21 protein-coding genes and 1 riboswitch are annotated in these 22,872 nt (G+C 41.6%); of the genes, 12 read left to right on the top strand and 9 right to left on the bottom strand.

Going from position 1 to position 22,872, the window contains the following annotated elements; all coding sequences use genetic code 11:
* The first annotated feature begins 56 nt into the window (after window positions 1-56).
* The 10 genes from GNF10_RS14820 to arsH all read left to right on the top strand — a co-directional run bounded on the left by GNF10_RS14820 (window position 57) and on the right by arsH (window position 7,851).
* Window positions 57-473, top strand: a complete 417-nt coding sequence (locus GNF10_RS14820; protein WP_185585579.1) for a hypothetical protein — start codon at window positions 57-59, stop codon at window positions 471-473.
* 87 nt (window positions 474-560) lie between these two features.
* Window positions 561-668: riboswitch (cobalamin riboswitch) on the top strand.
* 44 nt (window positions 669-712) lie between these two features.
* Window positions 713-2,182, top strand: coding sequence for a precorrin-3B synthase (gene cobG / locus GNF10_RS38565; RefSeq protein ID WP_260446096.1), 1,470 nt, complete (start codon window positions 713-715; stop codon window positions 2,180-2,182).
* 93 nt (window positions 2,183-2,275) lie between these two features.
* Window positions 2,276-2,905 (top strand): precorrin-8X methylmutase, encoded by a 630-nt coding sequence (locus tag GNF10_RS38560; protein ID WP_260446095.1) that lies wholly within the window; start codon window positions 2,276-2,278, stop codon window positions 2,903-2,905.
* Window positions 2,905-3,612 carry a precorrin-2 C(20)-methyltransferase gene (locus tag GNF10_RS14810; RefSeq protein ID WP_185585578.1) on the top strand — a complete coding sequence of 236 codons (708 nt, stop codon included), beginning with the start codon at window positions 2,905-2,907 and terminating at the stop codon, window positions 3,610-3,612. The genes GNF10_RS38560 and GNF10_RS14810 overlap by 1 nt, the downstream gene beginning before the upstream one ends.
* A 123-nt stretch (window positions 3,613-3,735) precedes the next feature.
* Window positions 3,736-3,885 (top strand): hypothetical protein, encoded by a 150-nt coding sequence (locus GNF10_RS14805; RefSeq protein WP_185592616.1) that lies wholly within the window; start codon window positions 3,736-3,738, stop codon window positions 3,883-3,885.
* A 34-nt stretch (window positions 3,886-3,919) separates the two neighbouring features.
* Window positions 3,920-4,246 (top strand): helix-turn-helix transcriptional regulator, encoded by a 327-nt coding sequence (locus GNF10_RS14800; protein ID WP_163930680.1) that lies wholly within the window; start codon window positions 3,920-3,922, stop codon window positions 4,244-4,246.
* Window positions 4,247-4,365: 119 nt separating this feature from the next.
* A complete protein-coding gene (locus tag GNF10_RS14795; RefSeq protein WP_185585577.1) occupies window positions 4,366-5,427 on the top strand; it encodes a PstS family phosphate ABC transporter substrate-binding protein in 1,062 nt (353 codons plus the stop codon).
* A 29-nt stretch (window positions 5,428-5,456) separates the two neighbouring features.
* Window positions 5,457-6,608, top strand: coding sequence for an ACR3 family arsenite efflux transporter (gene arsB, locus GNF10_RS14790; RefSeq protein ID WP_185585576.1), 1,152 nt, complete (start codon window positions 5,457-5,459; stop codon window positions 6,606-6,608).
* Window positions 6,609-6,784: 176 nt separating this feature from the next.
* Window positions 6,785-7,189 carry an arsenate reductase, glutathione/glutaredoxin type gene (gene arsC / locus GNF10_RS14785; protein ID WP_185585575.1) on the top strand — a complete coding sequence of 135 codons (405 nt, stop codon included), beginning with the start codon at window positions 6,785-6,787 and terminating at the stop codon, window positions 7,187-7,189.
* Window positions 7,186-7,851 (top strand): arsenical resistance protein ArsH, encoded by a 666-nt coding sequence (gene arsH, locus GNF10_RS14780; RefSeq protein WP_185585574.1) that lies wholly within the window; start codon window positions 7,186-7,188, stop codon window positions 7,849-7,851. Before arsC ends, arsH begins: the two co-directional genes overlap by 4 nt.
* A gap of 71 nt (window positions 7,852-7,922) precedes the next feature.
* On the opposite strand, the gene GNF10_RS14775 is transcribed toward arsH, so the two are convergent.
* The 6 genes from GNF10_RS14775 to GNF10_RS14750 all read right to left on the bottom strand — a co-directional run bounded on the left by GNF10_RS14775 (window position 7,923) and on the right by GNF10_RS14750 (window position 14,829).
* Complete coding sequence (locus GNF10_RS14775; protein ID WP_185585573.1) at window positions 7,923-8,609, bottom strand: PHP domain-containing protein; 687 nt, start codon at window positions 8,607-8,609, stop codon at window positions 7,923-7,925.
* A gap of 485 nt (window positions 8,610-9,094) precedes the next feature.
* Entirely contained in the window at window positions 9,095-10,231 is a 1,137-nt protein-coding gene (locus tag GNF10_RS14770) for an AIR synthase related protein (RefSeq protein WP_185585572.1), read from the bottom strand.
* 106 nt (window positions 10,232-10,337) lie between these two features.
* Window positions 10,338-10,544 carry a hypothetical protein gene (locus tag GNF10_RS14765; RefSeq protein WP_012412689.1) on the bottom strand — a complete coding sequence of 69 codons (207 nt, stop codon included), beginning with the start codon at window positions 10,542-10,544 and terminating at the stop codon, window positions 10,338-10,340.
* A gap of 298 nt (window positions 10,545-10,842) precedes the next feature.
* Window positions 10,843-11,445: a superoxide dismutase gene (locus tag GNF10_RS14760; protein WP_185585571.1), complete on the bottom strand. Its 603-nt coding sequence runs from the start codon at window positions 11,443-11,445 to the stop codon at window positions 10,843-10,845.
* A gap of 485 nt (window positions 11,446-11,930) precedes the next feature.
* The gene (locus GNF10_RS14755; protein WP_185581747.1) at window positions 11,931-13,532 is read right to left on the bottom strand and encodes a bifunctional pantoate--beta-alanine ligase/(d)CMP kinase; all 1,602 of its coding nucleotides are present in this window, start codon (window positions 13,530-13,532) and stop codon (window positions 11,931-11,933) included.
* A gap of 193 nt (window positions 13,533-13,725) precedes the next feature.
* Entirely contained in the window at window positions 13,726-14,829 is a 1,104-nt protein-coding gene (locus GNF10_RS14750; RefSeq protein WP_185581746.1) for a septal ring lytic transglycosylase RlpA family protein, read from the bottom strand.
* Between the two features lie 889 nt (window positions 14,830-15,718).
* Between GNF10_RS14750 and glsA the strand changes: the two genes are divergently transcribed.
* Complete coding sequence (glsA, locus tag GNF10_RS14745) at window positions 15,719-16,702, top strand: glutaminase A (RefSeq protein WP_185583828.1); 984 nt, start codon at window positions 15,719-15,721, stop codon at window positions 16,700-16,702.
* Window positions 16,703-17,131: 429 nt separating this feature from the next.
* Here the strand turns inward: glsA and GNF10_RS14740 are convergent, their stop codons facing one another.
* From GNF10_RS14740 to GNF10_RS14730, 3 genes are all read right to left on the bottom strand, one after another.
* Complete coding sequence (locus GNF10_RS14740; RefSeq protein ID WP_185583830.1) at window positions 17,132-17,947, bottom strand: DUF1838 domain-containing protein; 816 nt, start codon at window positions 17,945-17,947, stop codon at window positions 17,132-17,134.
* 197 nt (window positions 17,948-18,144) lie between these two features.
* Complete coding sequence (locus GNF10_RS14735; RefSeq protein WP_185583831.1) at window positions 18,145-19,329, bottom strand: AbrB family transcriptional regulator; 1,185 nt, start codon at window positions 19,327-19,329, stop codon at window positions 18,145-18,147.
* 555 nt (window positions 19,330-19,884) lie between these two features.
* Entirely contained in the window at window positions 19,885-20,358 is a 474-nt protein-coding gene (locus tag GNF10_RS14730; RefSeq protein WP_185583833.1) for a hypothetical protein, read from the bottom strand.
* Window positions 20,359-20,773: 415 nt separating this feature from the next.
* On the opposite strand from GNF10_RS14730, the gene GNF10_RS14725 reads away from it, so the two are divergent.
* Window positions 20,774-22,852: an ATP-binding protein gene (locus GNF10_RS14725; protein WP_185592711.1), complete on the top strand. Its 2,079-nt coding sequence runs from the start codon at window positions 20,774-20,776 to the stop codon at window positions 22,850-22,852.
* The last annotated feature ends 20 nt before the right edge of the window (window positions 22,853-22,872 follow it).

Here is a 22,872-nt window from a genome sequence, read left to right as displayed (position 1 = left end):
AGGGGGACAAGGAAGAAAATAATAACTCTTGACAAATAACAAATGACAAATGACAAATGACTAAACCAATTGTTTGGGTGCATGGAGACTGCCTCAGTCCATACAACCCCGGACTACAAAAATACCCCGATGCCCCAGCTATCTGGGTTTGGGACGAGGCTTTGATAGATGAATGGCAACTGAGTCTTAAACGCCTCACGTTTATTTACGAATGCTTGCTAGAGTTACCCGTTGTTATTCGTCGTGGCGATGTGGGACAAGAAATTTTAGCTTTTGCGAAAGAACATGATGCGAATTTAGTCGTCACAGCCAACAGTCCCAGTCCCCGGTTTGATGATATCTGCAATCAAATAGAGGGTTCTATAGCAGTGGAAACGTTAGAGGTAGAACCATTATTTGACTATGATGGATATATTGACCTAAAGCGGTTCTCGCGCTATTGGAAAGTGGCTCAAAATTATGTTTTTGAATAGCCAAATTAGCGATCGCTTATTCTAGCAACAGACGTAAGATTTTGCGATCGCAACTTCAACTATAAAATTTTCTGACTACCTTATCGTGCTAAATTATTAAAGCTTGGTGTTGGGAAACTCCGGTGAAATTCCGGGACTGTGCCGCAGCTGTGATGGGATCACCCAAGTCAGAATGCCAACTCTCAAGATGTCACACTCACCATCTACTCCCTGCGTCGCACGGGGAAGGAGTTCCAAGTTTGCTTTCTGGATTTGCCACTTGTCCTGGCTTGTTTTATGCTACACCCGCCGCCGATGGTATATTATCTCGCATTAGAATACCAGGTGGAATTATTAGTAGTCAGCAGTGCCGTGCGATCGCAGATATAGCAGACCAGCATGGTGGTGGCTATGTTGATGTCACTAATCGAGCTAACCTACAAGTCCGCGAAATTCGCACGGGGATAAATAGTGAGGTTTTGCAGCATTTACAGGATATAGGATTGGGTTCTCGCAATTCTGTTGTAGACCATATCCGTAATATTATGACCAGCCCAACTGCTGGTATTGACCCGCAAGAATTGATCGATACTCGCCCTTTTGTCCAAGATTGGGATAATTATATTGCTGCACATCCAGCGCTTTCGGGACTGTCGGCAAAATTTAGCGTTTGCTTTGATGGTGGTGGAATTATTCGGGTGTGCGATCGCCTAAATGATATCCTATTTGCTGCTGTCTTAGTTGACGGTAATGTTTACTTCCGCCTCTATCTCAGTGTCGGCGCAAAGGGTCAACCGCCTAGCGATACGGGGATTTTGTTAACACCAGAGAAATGTTTGCCCGTCTTAGCAGCTTTAACAGAGGTCTATCTAGCTCATAGTAATACTACAAATAATCATCGGCTACGTCTCTTAGAGTTATTGAATACTTTGGGTTGTGAGAATTATCTTCAAGAAGTTCAACAGCGCTTACCTTTTTCTCTTTTGTGCAGTAACCTAACCCCCCAACCCCCTTCCCTGGTAGAGAAGGGGGAGGAATTCTCTAATCTTTTGCAAGGAGAGGGGAAATATCAGCATATTGGCATCCATCCCCAACGTCAGCAAGGCTTATTTTACATTGGTGCGGTGTTACCTCTTGGACGGTTGGAGAGTAAGCAGATGAGGGGTTTGGCAGATTTAGCAGCAAAATATGGTAGTGGCACTCTTCGATTAACCCCCTGGCAAAATTTGCTGCTAACAGACATTTCTCAGCAATGGGTTGGTGATGTTCAAAGTGAAATTGCTTTTTTAGGATTAGATACCTCAGCAACTAACATCAAGAGTGCGTTAATTGCCTGTTCTGGAAACAAAGGTTGTGCCTCTTCTGCCACGGACACTAAAAGTCATGCGTTGGCATTAGCAGAGTATCTGGAAACTCACGTTACTCTGGATTGCCCAGTTAATATCCACTTTACTGGCTGCGAAAAATCCTGCGCCCAGCATAGCAAGAGTGATATTACTTTGCTCGGTGTCAGCATTGAGGATGGCAATGGAACTGTAGAAGGCTATCACGTTTATGTTGGTGACAGCGAGCATAAGTTTGGACGGGAAATATATCAATATGTGACTTTTGCGGAACTACCTGCATTAATAAAGCGGATGCTAGATGTATATCAAATTCAACGCTTGCATCTCGATGAATCCTTCAGGGAATTTAGCAATCGATGTGCGATCGCTCAATTACAACTGTGATTCAATAAACACTTAGGTAAGTTGGCGCGAAAAAAACCAAGTATGTTACGCAACGTAAATAGACTTAAAGCCCTTACAAATGACAAATGACCAATGACAAATGACTATATCCGAGATGCCAACGAAATTTACCGTAATTCTTTTGCAATCATCCGGTCAGAAGCAAACCTAGATATGCTGCCACCAGATGTAGCAAAAGTTGCTGTGCGTCTTATTCATGCCTGTGGGATGACGGATATTGTTACTGACTTGGGATATTCACCAACAGCAGTGCAATCCGCAAGGGCAGCGCTAGCAGCAGGAGCGCCAATTTTATGTGATTGCCGAATGGTTGCCGATGGCGTTACCAGGCGACGGTTATCTGCAAACAATCAAGTTATCTGTACCCTCAACGAGCCGGAAGTCCCAGAAATGGCCCAGCGTCTGGGTACAACAAGATCGGCAGCAGCTTTGGAATTATGGCGATCGCACCTGGAAGGATCGGTAATTGCAATTGGTAATGCACCCACAGCACTATTTAGGCTCTTAGAAATGCTCGACGAGGGAGCTAAAAAACCTGCGATTATCTTAGGCTTTCCAGTGGGATTTGTCGGTGCAGCCGAATCGAAAGCAGCATTGGCAGCAGATAGCAGAAATGTACCATTTTTAACATTACACGGTCGGCGCGGTGGAAGTGCGATCGCAGCCGCCGCAGTTAACGCCCTGGCAACGGAGGAAGAATAATGAGCAAAATCAAAGGTCGTCTGTATGGAATTGGTGTAGGCCCCGGCGATCCCGAATTATTGACTCTGAAAGCATTGCGGTTATTACGTGCGGCTCCTGTGGTAGCTTATCAATCAGCCACAGATAAAGAAAGTGTCGCTAGAGCGATCGTGGCGCAATATCTTCCTGGCAATCAAATCGAGGTGTTGTTTCATCTCCCCCGCGCTTTAGAACCAGAAAAGGCCAAGTCTATTTATGATAAAGAAATTCAACCAATCGCTGATCATTTAGCAGCCGGTCGAGATGTGGTAGTGTTATGCGAGGGCGATCCATTTTTCTATGGTTCCTTCATGTACGTTTTCACGCGGTTATCTGAAGAGTACCCAACAGAAGTTATCCCCGGAGTTTCCTCGCTGATGGCTTGTCCGGTAGCTTTGGGTGTACCTTTCACTTACTACACCGATATTCTCACAGTCTTACCCGCCCCATTACCAGCAGAAGAACTGACTACACATTTGTTGATGACTGATGCCGCAGCAATTATGAAGCTAGGTCGTCACTTTACCAAAGTACGAGATGTTCTGCATAAATTAGGGCTAGCATCACGGGCAAGATATATTGAGCGAGCATCAACATCACAGCAACGCATCATACCCTTGGATGAAGTTGATCCAGATAAAGTACCCTATTTCTCAATGATTGTGATCCCAACTAAGAATCGACTATAAACCAAAAATCAATATAGTTGAGTTAAGCATTTCTTCGTTATCTTACTTTTTTATTTTAGCGATCGGATTTGCTGGATTTGGATAAATTTATAATACGTACAAAACTGATAAATACAAGACGCGATGAATCGCGTCTCTACAAGGGGAGATCAAAAAAACGATGCCTGCGGCGGGCTACGCCTATGCATTCCCATTCTGCAAACTATATTCATTGGCGTAAATGCCGAGCATCATTCACAATGCAATGATGCCGATTGCTTTGCGATGATTTAGACTTTACCATAAATAAATACTTCAAAAAAAATTGATGGCTTCTAATAGCACTTTCACTCCTGATGCGATCGCTGCTGGCTTTCATGCCCTATCCGATCCCTTACGAATTCAGGTCTTAGAACTCTTACGCTCTCAAGAACTATGCGTGTGCGACCTATGCGACCACCTGGGAACCACTCAGTCTAAACTATCTTTTCACCTCAAAACCTTGAAAGAAGCTGGTTTAGTTCGCGCTCGTCAAGAAGGGCGCTGGATTTACTACAGCCTCAATCTGCCCCAATTTGTTGCTCTAGAGCAGTATCTAGCAGAATTCCGCCGCTTTAGCCCAATATTGCCTATTCGTCCTCCCTGCGAAACTTAAAAATCCATCAATTTTTTTTGTAATGTTTTGTTTCCTTATATTTATCTACGGATTGACAAATCAATTTTTTTTGAAATGATAGAGATATACTCTTGATATAACTCACAGGGCTGGGGTCAATGAACACAGCAGCAAAGGAATTGGCTCTCGCACTCGGAATGTTGGCTTTGACGACCAGTTGCACAGCAGCATCCAACACATCTACTCAAACTCAGCAGTCACCTGCTGTAACTGAGGTAAGAGATTCTGGTAATGCAATAGCAACAATTAAAATTGATGGTTCCAGCACGGTCTATCCCATTACACAAGCGATCCTCAAACAGTATCAAGCCGATCCAAAAAATCGGGTACAGGTTGCAGTTAACATTTCTGGTACTACTGGCGGATTTGAAAAATTCTGTGCTGGAGAAACAGATATTAGCAACGCTTCTCGACCGATTTTGACGGCAGAGATGGAAGCTTGCAAAAAAAATGGTGTGGCATATATGGAATTTCCCATTGCTTTTGATGCGCTTACCGTCGCCGTCAATCCGCAAAACAATTGGGCAAAAGACATCACAGTAGCAGAATTGAAAAAGATTTGGGAACCGGAGTCCCAAGGGAAAATCACTCGCTGGAACCAAGTACGTGCATCTTGGCCAGATCGCCCACTTAATTTATATGGTGCTGGGAAAAAATCTGGTACTTTTGACTACTTTACAGAAGCGGCTGTAGGTAAAGCTAGAGCCAGCCGTAATGACTACATAGCGAGTGAAGATGATGAAGTTTTGGTGGATGGCATTAGCAAAGATCCAAATGCTTTAGGCTACTTTGGCTATGCCTATTACGAAAAATCCCAAAATAAATTAAAAGCGCTGGCAATTGATAGCGGCAAAGGTGCAGTACTGCCATCACGCCAAACTGTAGAGAAAGTTCAGTATCAGTCCCTTGCTCGACCTTTGTTTATCTACGTTAATTTTCGGGATAACCAAAACAAAGGATTAGTAAACAAATTTGTCGAATTTTACATTGATAAAGCACTAACAATAGCTACTGCTGTGGGCTATATCCCTTTACCAGATGACAGCAAACATCTCAATTACGTCCATTTGTATCAAGGCAAAGTGGGAACAGTATTTGAAGGAAAAGCAGAGATGAACCTAACAATTGGGGAGTTGTTACGGAAAGAAGGCAAGTTTTAACGATTTCTTTTGTTTTTAGGTTTATTCCAATGAGTCAGAATTCACAAGCCAGTACAGCCCGGATACAAGCAGGAAGCAATCTAAGTTTTTTTGAAAAATATCTCACCGTTTGGGTATTTTTGTGTATCTTTGTCGGAATTGCATTAGGTAGATTGTTCCCAGGAATAGCGGTAGCTCTTGATGCAATGAGTGTGTATCAAGTGTCTATTCCCATCGCAGTATGTTTGTTTTTCATGATGTATCCCATCATGGTGAAGATTGACTTCACACAAGCAGCAAATGCTATCCGCGCCCCAAAACCTGTTATTCTCACCTTGATAGTGAACTGGTTAATTAAACCATTCACGATGGTAATATTTGCTCAATTTTTCTTAGGATGGTTATTTCGTCCTTTGATTACCGGAACTGAGATCATTGGCGGTAGCGAAGTAGCGCTGGCGAATTCTTATATTGCTGGTACCATCTTACTAGGAATTGCTCCTTGTACAGCAATGGTACTGTTGTGGGGATATCTTTCCTACGGCAACCAGGGACACACCTTAATAATGGTGGCAGTAAATTCTCTGGCGATGCTATTCTTATACGCACCATTGGGTAGATGGTTATTAGCGGCGAATGATTTAACCGTACCTTGGCAAACTATTGTTTTGTCAGTAGTGATTTATGTTGGGTTTCCCCTAGTGGCGGGAATGTACAGCCGTTACTGGATTTTTAAATACAAAGGTACAGAGTGGTTTGAAAGACGATTCTTAAAGTATCTGGCTCCAGTTTCAATTACTGCTCTATTGCTAACATTGGTACTGCTATTTGCATTCAAGGGCGAACTAATTGTTAAAAATCCCTTGCATATCTTGTTAATTGCCGTACCACTATTTATCCAAACTAATTTCATTTTCTTGATTAGTTATGTAGCAGCATTGAAGATGAATTTATCCTACGAAGATGCCGCACCCGCAGCATTAATTGGAGCAAGTAATCATTTTGAAGTTGCTATTGCCACTGCTGTGATGCTATTTGGTTTAAATTCAGGTGCAGCACTGGCTACAGTGGTAGGGGTTTTAATTGAAGTGCCAGTAATGTTGATGCTGGTTGAGGTTTGTAAACTCACAGCAGCTTGGTTTCCACGGGAACCGGAAAAAGCGACATTGCAAGATCCGCGTTGTTTTGGTGTCTTAAAATGATCATAATCTTTGAAACTAAAGATTGTGTAATCAAAGTAGTAGCTGATCTTAATTGATAGAACTGCCTCTAATAAGTAGCACAGCACGGCATAAATGTAATTACGAATTACGAATATTTCGTAACAACTGAATCTCGCAGCTTATAAATTTAACGACATTATTGGGGGAATCGAATTATGAAACGAGTGATGTTTGTTTGTAAAAAGAATTCTGCCCGTTCTCAAATGGCGGAAGGCTTTGCTAAAACCCTTGGTAAGGGAAAAATTGAAGTGATTAGCTCTGGATTAGAAGCAAGTCAGGTCAGACCAGAAGCGATCGCCACTATGAAAGAAATTGGTATCGACATTACCGATCAACACTCCAAACCCCTGAGTGATTTCCAAGCACAAGACTTTGATGTAGTGATTTCTTTGTGTGGCTGTGGCGTGAATTTACCGCCAGAGTGGGTTACACGGGAAGTATTTGAAGATTGGCAGTTAGACGATCCAGCAGAACAACCGGAAATTTTTCCTAGAGTCCGCGATGAGATCAAAGAACGGGTGACTCAACTAATTGAATCTGTGAATAAGCAATTACCATGACGACATTCGACCATCCGCCCAGAATTTTGTTTTTGTATGGCTCCCTGCGTGAGCGTTCCTATAGCCGTCTCTTAGCGGAAGAAGCAGCACGCATCATTGAAGAATTTGGGGCAGAAGTGAAGTTTTTCGATCCACGCGAACTGCCAATCTACGGTAGCGTACCTGACACCCACCCAAAAGTGCAGGAGTTGCGAGAATTAAGCCTGTGGTCGGAAGGACAGGTATGGTCTAGCCCAGAACTGCACGGTCAGATTTCTGGCATAATGAAAAACCAAATCGACTGGATTCCGCTTAGTATTGGGGCCGTTCGCCCGACTCAAGGCAGAACTTTGGCTGTCATGCAAGTAAGCGGTGGATCGCAGTCTTTCAATGCTGTCAACACATTAAGAATTCTTGGGCGCTGGATGCGAATGTTCACTATCCCCAATCAATCTTCGGTGGCTAAAGCATATCAAGAGTTTAATGAAGACGGCACAATGAAAGATTCACCCTATCGCGATCGCGTTATAGATGTGATGGAAGAACTTTACAAGTTTTCCTTGCTATTGCGTGACAAAGTTGATTATCTCACAGACCGCTATAGTGAACGTAAAGAAAAAGCTGCTAAAGAGACAATCAAGATCGCTTCTCAATCTCTTGAAATTAACTCTAAAAGCAATTAACTATTGGACATCCAAAAAAAGATAACCTCCTGGCAGATTGAACCAGGAGATTTAAAAAAATTGATTCATCTTTACAAGCGTTGTAGCAGGCTCAAACCGTGGGTGTCAGTACCACAGGTATTGAGAAGAAAGTATTCATCAGCCAACTTTTGCACTTGTTCTGATTCCAATACGCTGGGTTTCCAAGGGTTAGGGTTATTGTAGGCGTAGAAAGTTTCCACACCATCGATACCCTTTTGGGATGCAGCTGGAATTAAGTCAAAATGCGATCGCTTATAACGGGCTGGATGAGCCAGAACTGCCAATCCCCCAGCTTGATGAATAGCGGCAATCACGTTACTTGCCTGATATTCTTGGCCTGTAGTCGGCCTTCTTTGCAGATAGGGTTTCATGCTTGGGTGTTCTGGAGCAAAAGCGTAAGCCAAAATGTGAACTTCTATATCCAGAAGGTTAGCATTGATTTCTACGCCACTCCACAGGTAAGGAGTTGTTGCACCAGGATTACTCCACTTCCAATCTTCTAACCAAGCAAGGGCCGCTTGATAGCCGAGAATGCCATGATGGTCAGTGATCGCCAATCCTTTTAGTCCAATAGCGATCGCCTGCTCCATCAATCCACTCGGCTGCAACCTGCCATCTGAGTGGACAGTGTGCATGTGAAAGTTAAATATCCTTGGACAACTGTATGCATCAATGTTCTGGAATACTTGCTTCAAAAGTTCTGCCGAAGCAGTAGTCCGGGCCAAATTTACAGCCATAACCCCCTCGAATAAAAATATATATCCTTAACACACTAAAACGCCCTATTTACAGATGAGAAATTTCCAACACTGTAAATTAGTGTATTGGTGGCTACTTTCTCAGCTTTTTCAGCAAATTTTTCAATATGTTAAGACTACGTTAGCAAATCTTAACCTCAGTAGTCATGGGTAGTTTGAACTACTTTAAATGTAAGTAGTAAAAAATATTGCATATAAAATTTTATAAATACGCCTATACTATTTATGCTAAATAGCTTGCTTTTAAAGGCTTAGGAGAATAATTTTCTCGAATCAGTCTGAGATTTAAATATATATCACGTGTTAAAAAAACAGAAATAGCAGTAATTATACTAAGCTTTATTTCATCTAGTAATGACTTCAGTTTAGGCGGAGCCCGCCGCAGGCACCGCATAAGTGAGTTTATAATAGCTCTCCACAAACTAGCGATGTCTACGACGGGCTATGCCTACGCTTGCGGCTGATTATACTCCCCGCGCAATTCCAAAAGAATCTCCCTTCAACGTCACCCCAAGCGGTTCTATTACCACCTCGCGGCTAAGGGACGCTTCAACCTTGCCGGCAATCACAGCAGTTAGCTGATGTTCTCTTGCGAGGATAACAATCCTTTCTGCATCCTGCTCAGATTCCGTATAGAATGCAAATCCGGCTCCGTAATTGAACACGGAAAGCATCGTCTCTGCCCCGCCCTCAAGATGACCCTCGACAAAAGTAAATATCTCCGGCACTGGGAGCATTGTTTCGATGACGTACCGAAGTGGCTTCACCGACCGCATCAGTTTCTGCCAACCATGACCAGTGATATTTTCCATCGCAGTGGGGCGAATTCCTTCGCCAAGCACCGCCTGTACAAGTGGCGTGTAGAGATACGACGCAGCATTCATCGCTTCCCAAAACTCTTGCCCACTCGGAAGTTTTGTTCTATAGCCATCAGGAAGAGACTCAGTAAGCTTTCGCAATGGGGTAAACCCGTTCTCATGGGGGCCAGAACTCTCAACAAGAACAATAGTATTTCCGGCATCCAGACGCGAGCTATCAATAGGAGCGACACCAGGCGGCATCACACCAAAAACCGAACCCGCAATGTCGAGCCGGCCTGGAATCATCTTAGTTTTCAGTTGAGGAGTTTCCCCTGAGAGATAGACACACCCTACTCGTTTGCAGCCCTCAACGACTCCATCCAGAAACCCATCAAGGAAAGCGGGGGTAAAGATCGTTTCAGGAGTACTTGATGGCAGATAAAGACCAAGAAGTAGAGTCTGCATCCCTGATGTTGCCGCGTCGTTTGTCAAACACGAGATCATCTTGATACCGATATTCCACCAAAATCGCCGAAGTTCTTCTTCTGAAAGGTCATCAGGGCGGGTATCGTCTGCCGTTCCTAGTCCTTCAGGGACGAGTGTTAGAGAAAGTTCTGGAGCGCCCGCTTGAATAAATGGAGCGAGGTTGAAGCTGAAAGCGTTAGCACTTGCTCCAAGACCCGACGCGGGGACGGTACCATAGGCACTTGCAAAGGTAAGTGTGCGTTTTGCAGCTTCGATGAAGCGTCTTTTAGCGGCATCGAGAGTATCATAATCGACTTGATCGAGAGCTTGAGGCATCAGGTTGTCTTTTAAGTTAGGAGTTAGGAGTTAGGAGTTAGGGGTTAGGGGTTAGGGTCATGACTCTTGTACAGACGCAATTAATCGCGTCTTATAACTCCTCACTTTAAAATACCTCATCTTCAATACCGCGCCACCATTCACCTAAATTCATCAGGTCTTGGTAAATATCTTCTAATTCTTTGGTGTAGACATCGTTTGTAAGGGTGGCTCGACGCTCTTGCAATTTCTTGAGGCGCAGTTGTACCAATACCCAAGGTTTAGTGATGCTATTTGTTGCTTCGATGTATTGCGCTAGTTCTTTGCTATCCATAATGTTTTATATTTTTAGGAATTACACACTGTACAAAAAAATCATTTTGTGCATAAAGTCAATACTTGGTTTCAGGTTTTTATATTTGATCTTATTTGTCAATGCACAAGCCCTAATTTTGATTTTCATGCCAGTACTTTTATTCAGACGATGCCCGTCCCACTACTGAAAAGCAGAAAAGGGAGAAACTAAAAAGAATTTCTCCCTTTTCTGGTGGGCTTTCTGCTTCAACTTTTGGAAATTAAGTTATGGAGCAGCTTACTAAGAAGCATCGCACTCAGTTTGAACCAGCAATTAATTAAGCTTTAGCCAAGTTTTCAGCAGCAAAGTCCCAGTTAACCAAGTTATCTAGGAAATTCTTGATGAACGCTGGACGAGCGTTTCTGTAGTCAATGTAGTAAGCGTGTTCCCAAACATCCAAGGTTAGGAGTGCTTTCTTACCATGAGCTAGAGGGTTTTCTGCATTTGGTGTTTTGATCACCTTCAGCGTACCACCATCATCAATCAGCCAAGACCACCCACTGCCAAATTGAGTTGCAGCGGCGTTAGAAAACTCTTCTTTGAATTTGTCGAAGCTGCCAAAATCTTTATCAATCTTGGCTGCGAGATCGCCGGTGGGTGCGCCGCCACCATTCGGTTTCAAGGAATTCCAGAAGAAGGTGTGGTTCCAAACTTGAGCAGCGTTGTTGAAGATTCCCGCCTTAGAGGAGTCTTGGAAGGAAGTTTTGATCACCTCTTCTAGAGACTTATCAGCAAGTTCTGTACCTTCAGTGAGCTTGTTGAGGTTGTCTACATAAGCTTTGTGATGCTTACCATAGTGATACTCGAAAGTTTCAGCTTTCATGCCATTTGGCTCTAAAGCATTAATGTCGAAGGGTAGCGGAGCCTGTACAAATGCCATTGTGTCAAATCCTCTCTTTACCGGTTTCCAGTTTTAAGCTATTGCAGAAGCTTGGGAAATTAACAGCTTTTATTTTTGAGGTTTTATGTCTTTAATGATGAAACATAAAACTTAACATCGTCATTCTACTACCAAAGTGAAGACGAAAACAAAGTACTTGGGTGATAAGTCAAATCGCTAGAAATCCACGATTATAAATAAAAATGGCTAATATCTCGTAGCGAAAGGCCAATATAATAATTAGCATTTAGGAATTAAAGCCTTTATGCTTCTATCTTTAGTAGGATTAATTGCAATACCAAAAATAAGTCGGAAGCGAGATAATTTAATATTTCAAAAATAATATTGTAGTGGTTCTTGAATAAAGCTTGATTTTGAGTCAATAGTTAAATTATCTATTTCATTTGAAAGGATGGTAAGTGAATAATCGCTCACCCACCACCCTTTGAAACTAAAAAGCTAACAGTGAATAGCGATAATTACCACTAAGATAAACGCTGCTGGTAATAGTTAACAATTTGTGCTGTGACTTCAGACACATCCAAACCATCGGTTTTAACTTCGATCGCATCTGCTGCTTTTTGCAAAGGTGAAACTTTGCGGGTACTATCTTTCCAGTCACGTTCGGCAATATCCCGTTCTAGCTGCTCTAAATTGATTTCGGATTGACCTTGTTTGTGAAAGTCTTCCTGGCGGCGACGGGCGCGTTCACTCACAGAAGCGGTTAAGAAGATTTTCACTTCGGCATCGGGGAAGACGTGAGTACCGATGTCTCGCCCTTCAGCTACTAAACCACCTTTTTTACCCCAGCTTTGCTGTTGTTTAACCAGTGCTTGACGGACAGCGCTTTGGGCTGCGATCGCAGATACAAGAGATGTTACCTCAATGGTGCGAATTACCTGGGTAACATCAGTACCGTTAATCCAAACCCGCACGGACGATTGTAAATCCTGGGTAGGAGTAAGTTCAATTTTACACAGGTTAGTTAATTCAGCGATCGCACACTCATCATCAATAGCAATCCCCTTTTCTAGTACAAGCCAAGTGACAGCACGGTACATTGCTCCTGTATCTAAATAGACTAAACCTAAGTTTGCTGCCACTTGCCGCGCCACTGTAGATTTTCCAGCCCCGGCTGGGCCATCAATGGCGATGATGGGTTGACGATCGCGCAAGATAATATTGTCAATCAAACGTGTAGAACCAAGACGAGCTGCGATCGCCAACATTCCTTCCTCCTCAACTTTTTCTAAAGACATCAACGTAGTCGGTTCAACTAATTCAATATATTCCACTAAAATTGTGCTGACCATTGCCACTTCTTGCTGTACCACTGCTATCAACTTGTTGCTATTGCGATCGCCTGCAATGAATGCAGCTTCAGCCCGTTGCAAGCCGCGATATAATGCTGCCGCTTGTTCTTTTGCCGTTGCAGTCAAATATTGATTACGAGAACTGAAGGCAAGACCCGACGCTTCCCGCACTGTTGGACAAGCAACAATTTCTACTGGCAAATTTAAGTCAGCTACTAAGCGTTTAATAATTGCCAGTTGCTGACCATCCTTTTGACCAAAGTAGGCACGGTCAGGCTGTACCAAGTTGAAAAGCTTGGTAACAATCGTAGCGACACCTTGAAAGTGATCCAGGCGAGAACGACCACACAAGCCTGTCATCATAGCAGATGGGGGTATAACTTGTGTAACCTTTGATTCTTGTATACTCTTCTGGGGAACTGCCATCTCTTCAGGAGTCGGTGCAAAAATCGCATCTACCCCAGCTTGTTCGCAAAGTTTTTGGTCTTGCTCTAAAGTCCGGGGGTAGCGTTGGTAATCCTCGTTGGGAGCAAATTGCAGGGGATTGACGAAAATACTCACAATCACCGTAGAATTTTCTTGCCGCGCCCGTTGGATCAAGCTTAAATGACCTTGATGCAAATTCCCCATCGTTGGCACTAGACCGACTGCCGTCTGATACCAGCCAGTTATCTCATCTAGTCTTAGATCCTCAGTAACCGCAATCAGCTTGTTTTCTGAGCAGCGTTTAGTTAAATAGCAGCGTAAAGCTGCGACTGTTGTCAGCAGGCGCACAAAAAATACCCCTAGTTCTTATCGATCCCTCCCCCGTTAGTTTATATCTGAAACAGAGGGAAGAGTTGATTGAACTAGGGGAATTAAGTGATACGGAACTTGAATTGGGTTTAGGGGAAAGGTTATAGGTGACAGGTGACAGGTGATAGGGAATAATCTGTCCCCTGTCCCCTGTTCCCTGTAACCTACTTGATTATTTTCCCAAAACTTCAATATGTACTGGTGCAACACCACTACCCATCATTCCCAAAATTCGAGCCGCGCCAGTAGATACGTCAATGACTCGACCCCGAATGAATGGGCCTCGGTCATTAATTCGCAGTACTACGGAGCGACCGTTGCGGGTGTTGGTTACACGGACTTTTGTTCCAAAGGGTAAGCTGCGATGAGCGGCAGTCATTGCTTCTGGATTAAATCTCTGACCGCTAGCCGTGCGATTACCAGCAAAGTCATAGCCATAAAAAGAAGCTATACCTCTCAAGGTGGATCGCACTACTCCAACGGCAACCTGTTGAGGCAGCTTAGGCATTGCTATTTGCGAACGCACTGGTAAATTCGCAATCTCTTTTAAGGGAGACGCATTACCTAGTAGCCTCCGCAGACGATTGGTTGCTTGCAACGCATCTTGCGCCAGGTTGTTGGTGCTATCAGCTAGTCGCGTACCTTCGTTGATTTCGACCAATTCTTCGCCATTAATTTTGATTACATAGCGATCGCCATCTTGCTGGGAGGGAGCGCTTTTGTTTTGTGCTTGATTGGCATTAGATTTTTCCCCTGCTTTCCAACTGACGGTAATTTTACTGCCGTCTACACTTTCCCGATTCAACTGGTTGATCTTAGCTGCTACTACACCAGCTATCTGAACCGGGTCATTGTCAGAGGAGCTAATCTGGTTACTCACATCTGTTACGTGGTCAGCATTCAGTGCCTTTGGTGAATTGCTAGCAATAAGGGCGTACTCTTGTACGCCCCCAGTATTTCCAATTGCACCAACTTTTTTAGATTCAAAATTCGTATTTGATACAGAACTCAAAAAGGTGAGAACAGGTATATTTCGGATAAAAAGGGTTGCCGCCTTACGTCCTCTAATGTTGTGAGGATGAATTTCTGTAATCACAGCATCCAAGGTTTGTCTCCCTGCTCTGGATTGGTACTCTCCCACCTTAACCACATCAGGGGCAGGTGATTTTTGGGATGCTAGAGCATTTCCCTTGGTGGTTTGAGTACAACCGACTGAAGGTATGCCCAAAACAGCCATAGACAGGGCAACAATAATCCACAAATGTCTTTGATTCATGCGTCCGTTTTTGAAAGCGACTGTAGAACTTTAAGTTTTATAAATTGCGGGATTTTTCACTCGTAAAAGTGATTTCCCTTCTGAAAAACTCGAACTCGTTCCGTTTTCACTTTGTTATTTATAACTCGCAACAGACTAACACGAACCTTTTGGCTTGGGGATCAGGGTTTTAGCGTAAATATCGACTGCCTAATCAAATTAAAGTTCCAAATTTAAGGTTGAAACCTTTCTCAAAGGCGGACTTTGGCTATGTAACGCTTTTTTCTGCAACTCAAAAATTTCTTCAAAAAACTTTACGCTTGTTGCACCCCAAAGTGACGACACCCTATTGACTTCTGTTCTAAAGGCTCACTACTACTCGTGTATTCTAAATAACATGTATTTTCACTATTTCCTATAAGAATGTAATATAACTTTAATTAAATGGCATCGGCATAAATACTTAAAATCGTTTATTTAATGAAATATTTAGATTTCCCTATGAATAAGTCGTGATATGAGTTACATCTACAATAATTATGCAAATTAGTTTGAGTTTAAGATGTTTTTTCTACTTAGATTAATCATGACTTTTATTCCCCATGACTCAACGTAGAAGAGTAATAAATATAACTTGTAATTACCGTATCACTGAGTATAAAATAAAGAAGTATACTCAACTTAATATTTTTTGTGATTAATGATGAAAAAATTAGGAAATCTTCGCGATCGCTTGTAGATGAATTTTTGGTGGTATCAAAAACAACAATAGCCATTTTTGGTACTAAGTAATCGCTCAAAGATGATTTTTTAGAGCAAGCTAGCTTTTTCAAAATCTTTGCGCTTGTAGGTATGTACGGCTGCACCCCTACTATATATAGTGAGTATTTTGGGGAGTGCTATCACCGTGATGACAAGCCAAGTAAATCAGAGAGATTTAGAAATAGATTCATCGCCATTATTAGCTGTTCTTCAGGAATTGCATTCTCAGTACAAGTTACTGCAAGAGGGTGCAGTAGCGAAATATATTCCAGAATTGGCAAAGGTAAACCCGGATTTGTTCAGCATTTGCATTGTCACAGTAGATGGTCAGATTTACAAAGTTGGCAATTACGACCAACTTTTTACCATTCAGTCGATTTCTAAAGTGTTTGCTTATGGACTTGCCTTAGAAGATCATGGACTGGATTACGTTTTAACTAGAGTTGGCGTAGAACCGACAGGCGATGCATTCAACGCGATCGTTTTAGATGAGCAATCGAAGCGACCTTATAACCCAATGGTAAACGCTGGTGCGATCGCAACCACTAGCTTAATCAAAGGTTCCGGCCCAACAGAACGTCTTAACCGAATGCTGGATATGTACAAGCGATATATCGGCCGGGACGTATTCGTTGACATTTCAGTTTTTACCTCAGAACGCAGTACCGGACATCGCAACCGCGCAATGGCGCATCTGATGCTCAACTTTGGCATGATTGACCGGAATATTGAAGAGTCGCTGGATCTTTATTTCCAGCAGTGTGCTGTGATAGTGAATTGCGAAGACTTAGCAGTGATGGCGGCTACTCTGGCTAACAAAGGTATGAACCCCATCACCAAACAACAGGCGGTAGATAAGCGTTACATCAAAGATATTCTGAGTGTGATGTACACCTGCGGAATGTACAACTTTGCAGGTGAGTGGGCTTACAAAATTGGGATTCCGGCAAAAAGCGGAGTTTGTGGTGGGATTATCGCGGTTGTACCCAATAAGATGGGTATTGGGGTTTTTTCGCCCCTGCTAGATGTGCGTGGTAATAGTGTGCGAGGGGTGAAGGTGTGTGAAGAACTTTCCCAACGGTTAGGTTTACATCTATTTGATTGTTCAGGACAAGAGGCGAAATTTGATTGAAGGACAGTTCGACGGGTCATATAGTTGCTGTCTAATCAGACTAATAAAAAGACCTCTCCCTGTTTTTACTAGGGGACTTCCAAATAAAAAAAATATCCCAAAACGGACAAAAAACCCTCTCTATTTCTCCTCTCTCTGTGTTCTCTGCGTCTCTGTGGTTCGTTTATTTCTTGGAAATCCCTAGGCAAAACCTGTCCCTCTCCGCCTCGGAGAGTGACAAATTGGAACACAAGGTTAAAGCAGGAACGGTTTATCTAACTCTCGTTTATCTATATTCTATATATAGATATAGTCACCAAACTCTAAATTATCTCTCTTCGCGTGTCCTCCAGTTACAGCTATTTTCAGGTAAATAGACCACGCTGTAGGGGCAATTCATGAATTACCCCTACGACAGATGTGCTTCAAATACATGAAAACTGCTGTAATTTACAATTCTTCTGCTTGGGGAAGCGGGAAGATTTCACCAGCTAAATAAGACTGAAAGTGCTTTTGGAAGTACAACCAGGAAGTCATATCTTCCCCATCTATCAATGCTTTTGGGGCTTGTTTATATAGAGGAATACGGTTATTAATTTCGTCTTGTAGCAGTGGGGGTAATTCCGTTAAACCCTTGACTTTGCTGCCAACAGCACTGTAGATCAGTTGACCGGGGCGATCGCCCATTTTCATCCAGGGAAGCCATTGACCAATTCTATCCCAACTTAGTTTGAGTTCAGAAACTGAGGGAAGCGCTGAGTTAAATAAATCTGCGGTTGGCACAGTTAATTTAAACAATTCTGCTGCCTGATAAATTGGATTTGGGCTGTATTCGGCAAATTTGGGATCGTCTGCTAGGGGATTGGGGTAATAGGGAAATATGTCAAAAACGAAGGTTGTGCTGTCACCATCTACTTGTGCAGGGAAATTTCCCTCAAACTTACCCTGGACTGGATTATTGGCAACATGAATCACCGGAACTGTCTCGTTTGTCCAAGGATTCTCCCATTTGCGTAAGACTTCATCTGTTTTTGGGTTGAGGTAGTAAGTTAGTTCTCTAGAAGTAAAATCCCAGCTACCCTCTGCTGTGGGAATACATCGGCTAACACTCAATCCCAGCATCTTAAACAGGAGTTGTCTTTTCTCGCCGGGGATAAAGGCATAAATCTTACCTTTCCAAATCAGGAAAGTGGATTCGCTAGGGTCGAGGGAAGAACGAGTTTTAACCCAGTGCTGCGCTTCAAGTTCTTGGATTTGGGCAACCATCTAAAGCATCCTTAGTGTTTGGATAACAAAAGGATAAGCTAATTTTGTCATTAGTCATTTGTCATTAGTCATTAGTCATTTGTCAAAAACTAATGCCCCATACTTCTCTACGAGAGGCTATGCTTCTCCAAAGGAGTACGACTGCACTCAGTACCAGTGCCCAATTCCCAATTTCCAATTCTTAATACCTTCATCAATTAAACTGATTCAGAAAGTTGCTCATCTAAACGGCTAAACAAAAACACCCAAAGAGGTAGGGAACTGTTAATCGCAATTAGTCGCACTAAATGACCAGTTGTGACAATTTCAACATTATGATTCAATGCCAGAGAAACCAAGATCATTTCTGCCGATCCTCCTGGTGCTGTGACTAACAAACAGGTTAACCAGTCCCAAGAGGTGAATTGCATGGCAAGTATAGCAGCGATCGCTCCGGCAATGAGAGTCATCCCTACAGACATCAAGGCATAGCCGACAGTCCGCTTCTGAAAGTTGGGTTTGTCTCCCCAATACTCACCAATGGTAATTCCCAGGAGCATTTGACCCAATAAGTTAATTAAAGGCGGTGGACTAAAACTAATATCACCCACAAAGGGTAGCCAATGTAGCAAAGGATTAAACCCGATGCCAATCAACAATGCACCAAAGAAATCGCCGGCGGGAATTTTAAATAATATAGCTGGATAAACTACTAATGCAGTGATTAGGAGTATTAACAAGAGTAATTCTAGTTGAGATGGATCGAGATTGAGCCAATCAGGGTTGATTGGGAGCGTTTGTGGATAGTAATTACCAGCTGATGTTTTAGCGATGAAGGGGATCAAAACAACTACTGAAGTGACGCGAATCGCCTGAACTAGGGCAACTAAGCTGACATTTTTATTGTAATCGGCTGCGATCGCAGCCATAATTCCGACACCACCAGGAACAGTAGCCAGCATTGCTGTTAATAGGTTGGTTTTGCTGAGGCGGGCATAGATATAACCAATACAACTTCCACTCAGCAGCAGAAACAAAGTCAGAAAAATAAATATGGGAATACCAGAAGCAACACTAGCTAGATTACCGTGGGTATTGGAAGCGCCGACAGTTAAGCCTACAAGTGCCATTCCCACTTTTCTAGCAGTGCGGTTAGGTTGAGGATAATATTGATAAAAAATTCTACACCCTTGAAGAACTACTGTACCAGCAGCAATCCCGCCAAATATCCAGGCAATCCGGCCAATTTGGAACTTGGCGAGGAGTAAACCCAGAGGTAATGCCAGAAGCATTTCCAACACAAGGACAATTAATTGCTTCGTAAATAGCTGTTGTTTGGTAACAACAGGATTTTCATGAGTGTGTTCTTCTAGGCTGGGAGCAACACTTACGCTTTGATTCATCAATACAAGCTTTTTTATTAATTTAACTTATGTACTCAAGCTAACGCGATCGCACAACATAAATAGAGTCTATCAAGCCTAGTTTACTAGGATCATAGTAAGCACTTTAGCGTTAAGATAAATCACTAAAGTCCTGACTGGGAAGTTATTCATCTATCAAAGTTAGTCTAGTGGACTACTAAATGTAAATTTACCGCGTGTTGCCTTAAAACAAAAATACCTATAGAGAGAGCATAAGGGCACAAAGAGAGAGCGGAGTATATATACGGCTGGACGAAAGCCGAGGCTTTAGGACATTAATTATTGCAATGATAAATAAATACGCCTTGATTAAGGATAATCATAGATTAAAGTTTTTATGGCTAACTGAACCGTATTGAAGGATAAATAAATATAGTGATATAGGACTCATATTTTATTTTTGAAAAAAATTCGGTACACCTTAATCTTCTGAAATTATCTTGCCTATTGCCTATTGCCTTCCTACACAAGATAGTTATTCAAATCAAGTAAATGTGAGCATATACTTGCTTCTAAAATTTAAAAATAGCTTAACTATACTTGTCCCTGAATAATTTGAGTCAATTCCCTGCGGCTGCGATTTGCTTCTGACCAAAAAGCTATCCAAAATATAAATAGCATCAACATAGGCATTCCTACAAAGAGGGCAGCCATATAATTAGGCATCGCACCTGTCAATGTTATAGGGACAACTGCGCTATACCAGAATAAAAACCAGAATCCTAAAAATGCCATAACAAAAGAATGTATGCCCATTTGTACATGAATAATTGTTTGGTGTGCCTCTACTTCAAAATGCCCTTGAACCACTGGCAAAAATGAGTTACGGTAGTGAATTATCCGGCTGATTTGAAAGCCTTCTTCAGAAATTGTTCCTTGATAAGGAGCGTGTTTCTTAGAGAATCTAAATGCTTTCTGAGGTTCAATTTTTGCATTCAGCCGTTGCATAACTACAGGCAGTGCATCAGGTGTCGAAATCGTAAAGCTATCGTGAGGTAATACTTTCATGTTGATTGAGGTTAGTAACTGACAAAAAAACTCGAGAAATTATAATATTGTTTTAAGTTTTCCCTCAGCAGTAACTTTTCTAACAAAAGGAACTGATAGACCGAATATTCACGCCAGATTTGCACCAACTCATGACTCCAATAGCCCATATCTGTCTTGAAAAAAAGTCGGTAAACTAATCAGGCTTTATTCAAAAAAGTGTACCGAGTTTCTTGAAACAACAAAAAAGAAGATTTTTGAGACACATAGTGCGATAACTTAGCAGGGTCAATGTCTTGTGAAACTCCTGTTTTTAAATATGGGGTTTCCTTTGCCCCTTCCCCCTTTCCCTCTTTCTGGTAAGTTAGGATGACATCTGCGTTGCTTAAATCAAGCGTGTTAAAAATCCCAGATAATTCATCAAAGGTAGTTGCAGATGATAAACCTTAAAAGACTAAAATTTTTGCAAAAGCTTCAACCCAAAATTCTAGTTTTTACATTTGGAGCATCTTTATTACCAGTTTTTGTTTTGAGCAGTGCAGTTTGGCAATTAGTAGAACAACCACTTATTGAACTAGAAAAAACTAGACTTGATGATCAAGTTTTAGCTTTTCGTGGATACACAGCTGCTACAGAAAAAGGATTAGCAAATTTAATTTCTAGTTATGCTAATTGGACTGATTTGTATAATGCAGTTCAAAATTCAGATCGCGAGTGGATAAAAAAAGAAGTTTCTACTCAACTATTATTCACTACTGATCTTGATCTAGTGAAGGTGATTCGATCCCAAAATGAAGAGGTTATTGGTTCTGCTGGAAGTCAGTTATTTAATCTCCCAATACTACAAGCAAAAATCAAAAATTTAAATAACCAGAAGAAATTATCTCAGGAGTTAATTGATACAGGGACAAAAGGATTAGTATTATTGGGAGGCTCACCGATTTCCCGCAGTGATGGAACTGGAAAGCCATTGGGAACTCTAATTGCAGGACAATTAATGGATAAGGCATGGCTCCGACAATTTTTAAATTATTCACAGCCGACCACTAGGCTGGAAATAATTTCTTTAGATGGAAAGTTTTTCGTCTCTAGTAGTTATGATTTGAAACCAGATATTTGGGAAAAAACTTATTTTGATTCTCAAATTTTACCAAATATTTCCCAAAAACACTCGGTCTATCGGATTCAGCCAGATTTAGGATTAAATACAATTTATGCTCCCATATATTCTGATAATAAACCTATTGCTATTGTCAAGATCCAAATTGTAGCAAAATATTTTCAGGAGGCGAAGCTAACTCTTACCCGCTTATTTTGGCTGGGGTTAAGTTTAGCAGTACTACTGTCAGTATTAATTGCTAATTTACTAGCTCAACAAATTAGTAACCCAATTATTCAACTTGCAAAGCGTAGTAAAACTTTAGCAGCAGGTGATTTGAGTAGCCCTATTCCTAATGTTAAAAATGGTGGTGAAATTGGGCAGTTGGCTAATGCTTACCAGGAAATGGCTAATTCTCTCACAACTCTAATCAACAATTTAGAGCAAAGGGTAGCGCAACGCACTCAAGAATTAGAACTAGCTCGTCAAACATTGGAAGAGCGAGTACAAGAACGGACAGTACAGATTTTACAAAAAAATCAGGAACTAGAGATAAAAACTGAACAATTGCATACAGCTTTAGATAATTTAAAAATGGCGGAATCGCACTTAATTCAAACAGAAAAAATGTCTTCGCTAGGTAATCTGGTTGCTGGTATCGCCCACGAAATTAATAATCCAATTAATTTTATCTACGCTAATATTACCCACATTAGCACCTATACTCAAGATTTATTCAATCTCATCTTTAGGTATCAGCAATGCTATTCAGATCCAGAGATTCAAACTTATACAGAAAAAATTGAACTTGATTATTTAATAAAAGATTTACCTGAAATTATAGCTTCTATGGACACAGGTGCTAACCGGATTCAAGAGATTATTTTCTCTTTGAGAAATTTTTCTCGGCATGATGAGGCCGAGATAAAAAAAGTTAACATTCATGAAGGAATAGATAGTACTTTGTTGCTGCTACAGTACCGTCTGAATCCTCATCATGATTGTCCAGTTATCCAGGTAATTAAAGAATATGACAATTTACCTTTAATTGAGTGTTATCCTCGACAACTAAATCAAGTATTTATGCAGGTTTTATTAAATGCGATAGATGCTTTAGAATTACATCCAGAACAGTTGGATAAAAAAATTATAATTCAAACTAAAGATACTAAAAATTCTGTGATAATTAAAATTATTGACAATGGCATAGGTATAGATGACAAAAACGTTTCCCAAGTATTTGATCCCTTTTTCACTACTAAATCTGTTGGTAAAGGTATAGGTTTAGGTTTAACTGTTTGCTATCAGATTATCCAAAATCACCAAGGAAGTATTCAAGTTATTTCGCAATTAAATAGAAAAACGGAAGTCATTATTGAATTACCATATTTGCTTGCCAATAATTATGAATCCTAATGCTATTGGTAAGGGACTTC

The sequence above is a fragment of the Nostoc sp. UCD121 genome (assembly GCF_014222285.1).
Taxonomy (GTDB): domain Bacteria; phylum Cyanobacteriota; class Cyanobacteriia; order Cyanobacteriales; family Nostocaceae; genus Nostoc.
Note: the sequence above shows the minus strand (reverse complement) of the source record. Positions and strands in the feature narration are given on the sequence as shown.

Coding starts and splice junctions, on each gene's coding strand:
- GNF10_RS14820 (WP_185585579.1), top strand. CDS start 57: ATGACTAAACCAATTGTTTGGGTGCATGGAGACTGCCTCAGTCCATAC.
- GNF10_RS38560 (WP_260446095.1), top strand. CDS start 2,276: ATGACAAATGACTATATCCGAGATGCCAACGAAATTTACCGTAATTCT.
- GNF10_RS14810 (WP_185585578.1), top strand. CDS start 2,905: ATGAGCAAAATCAAAGGTCGTCTGTATGGAATTGGTGTAGGCCCCGGC.
- GNF10_RS14805 (WP_185592616.1), top strand. CDS start 3,736: ATGAATCGCGTCTCTACAAGGGGAGATCAAAAAAACGATGCCTGCGGC.
- GNF10_RS14800 (WP_163930680.1), top strand. CDS start 3,920: ATGGCTTCTAATAGCACTTTCACTCCTGATGCGATCGCTGCTGGCTTT.
- GNF10_RS14795 (WP_185585577.1), top strand. CDS start 4,366: ATGAACACAGCAGCAAAGGAATTGGCTCTCGCACTCGGAATGTTGGCT.
- arsB (WP_185585576.1), top strand. CDS start 5,457: ATGAGTCAGAATTCACAAGCCAGTACAGCCCGGATACAAGCAGGAAGC.
- arsC (WP_185585575.1), top strand. CDS start 6,785: ATGAAACGAGTGATGTTTGTTTGTAAAAAGAATTCTGCCCGTTCTCAA.
- arsH (WP_185585574.1), top strand. CDS start 7,186: ATGACGACATTCGACCATCCGCCCAGAATTTTGTTTTTGTATGGCTCC.
- GNF10_RS14775 (WP_185585573.1), bottom strand. CDS start 8,609: ATGGCTGTAAATTTGGCCCGGACTACTGCTTCGGCAGAACTTTTGAAG.
- GNF10_RS14770 (WP_185585572.1), bottom strand. CDS start 10,231: ATGCCTCAAGCTCTCGATCAAGTCGATTATGATACTCTCGATGCCGCT.
- GNF10_RS14765 (WP_012412689.1), bottom strand. CDS start 10,544: ATGGATAGCAAAGAACTAGCGCAATACATCGAAGCAACAAATAGCATC.
- GNF10_RS14760 (WP_185585571.1), bottom strand. CDS start 11,445: ATGGCATTTGTACAGGCTCCGCTACCCTTCGACATTAATGCTTTAGAG.
- GNF10_RS14750 (WP_185581746.1), bottom strand. CDS start 14,829: ATGAATCAAAGACATTTGTGGATTATTGTTGCCCTGTCTATGGCTGTT.
- glsA (WP_185583828.1), top strand. CDS start 15,719: ATGACAAGCCAAGTAAATCAGAGAGATTTAGAAATAGATTCATCGCCA.
- GNF10_RS14740 (WP_185583830.1), bottom strand. CDS start 17,947: ATGGTTGCCCAAATCCAAGAACTTGAAGCGCAGCACTGGGTTAAAACT.
- GNF10_RS14735 (WP_185583831.1), bottom strand. CDS start 19,329: ATGAATCAAAGCGTAAGTGTTGCTCCCAGCCTAGAAGAACACACTCAT.
- GNF10_RS14730 (WP_185583833.1), bottom strand. CDS start 20,358: ATGAAAGTATTACCTCACGATAGCTTTACGATTTCGACACCTGATGCA.
- GNF10_RS14725 (WP_185592711.1), top strand. CDS start 20,774: ATGATAAACCTTAAAAGACTAAAATTTTTGCAAAAGCTTCAACCCAAA.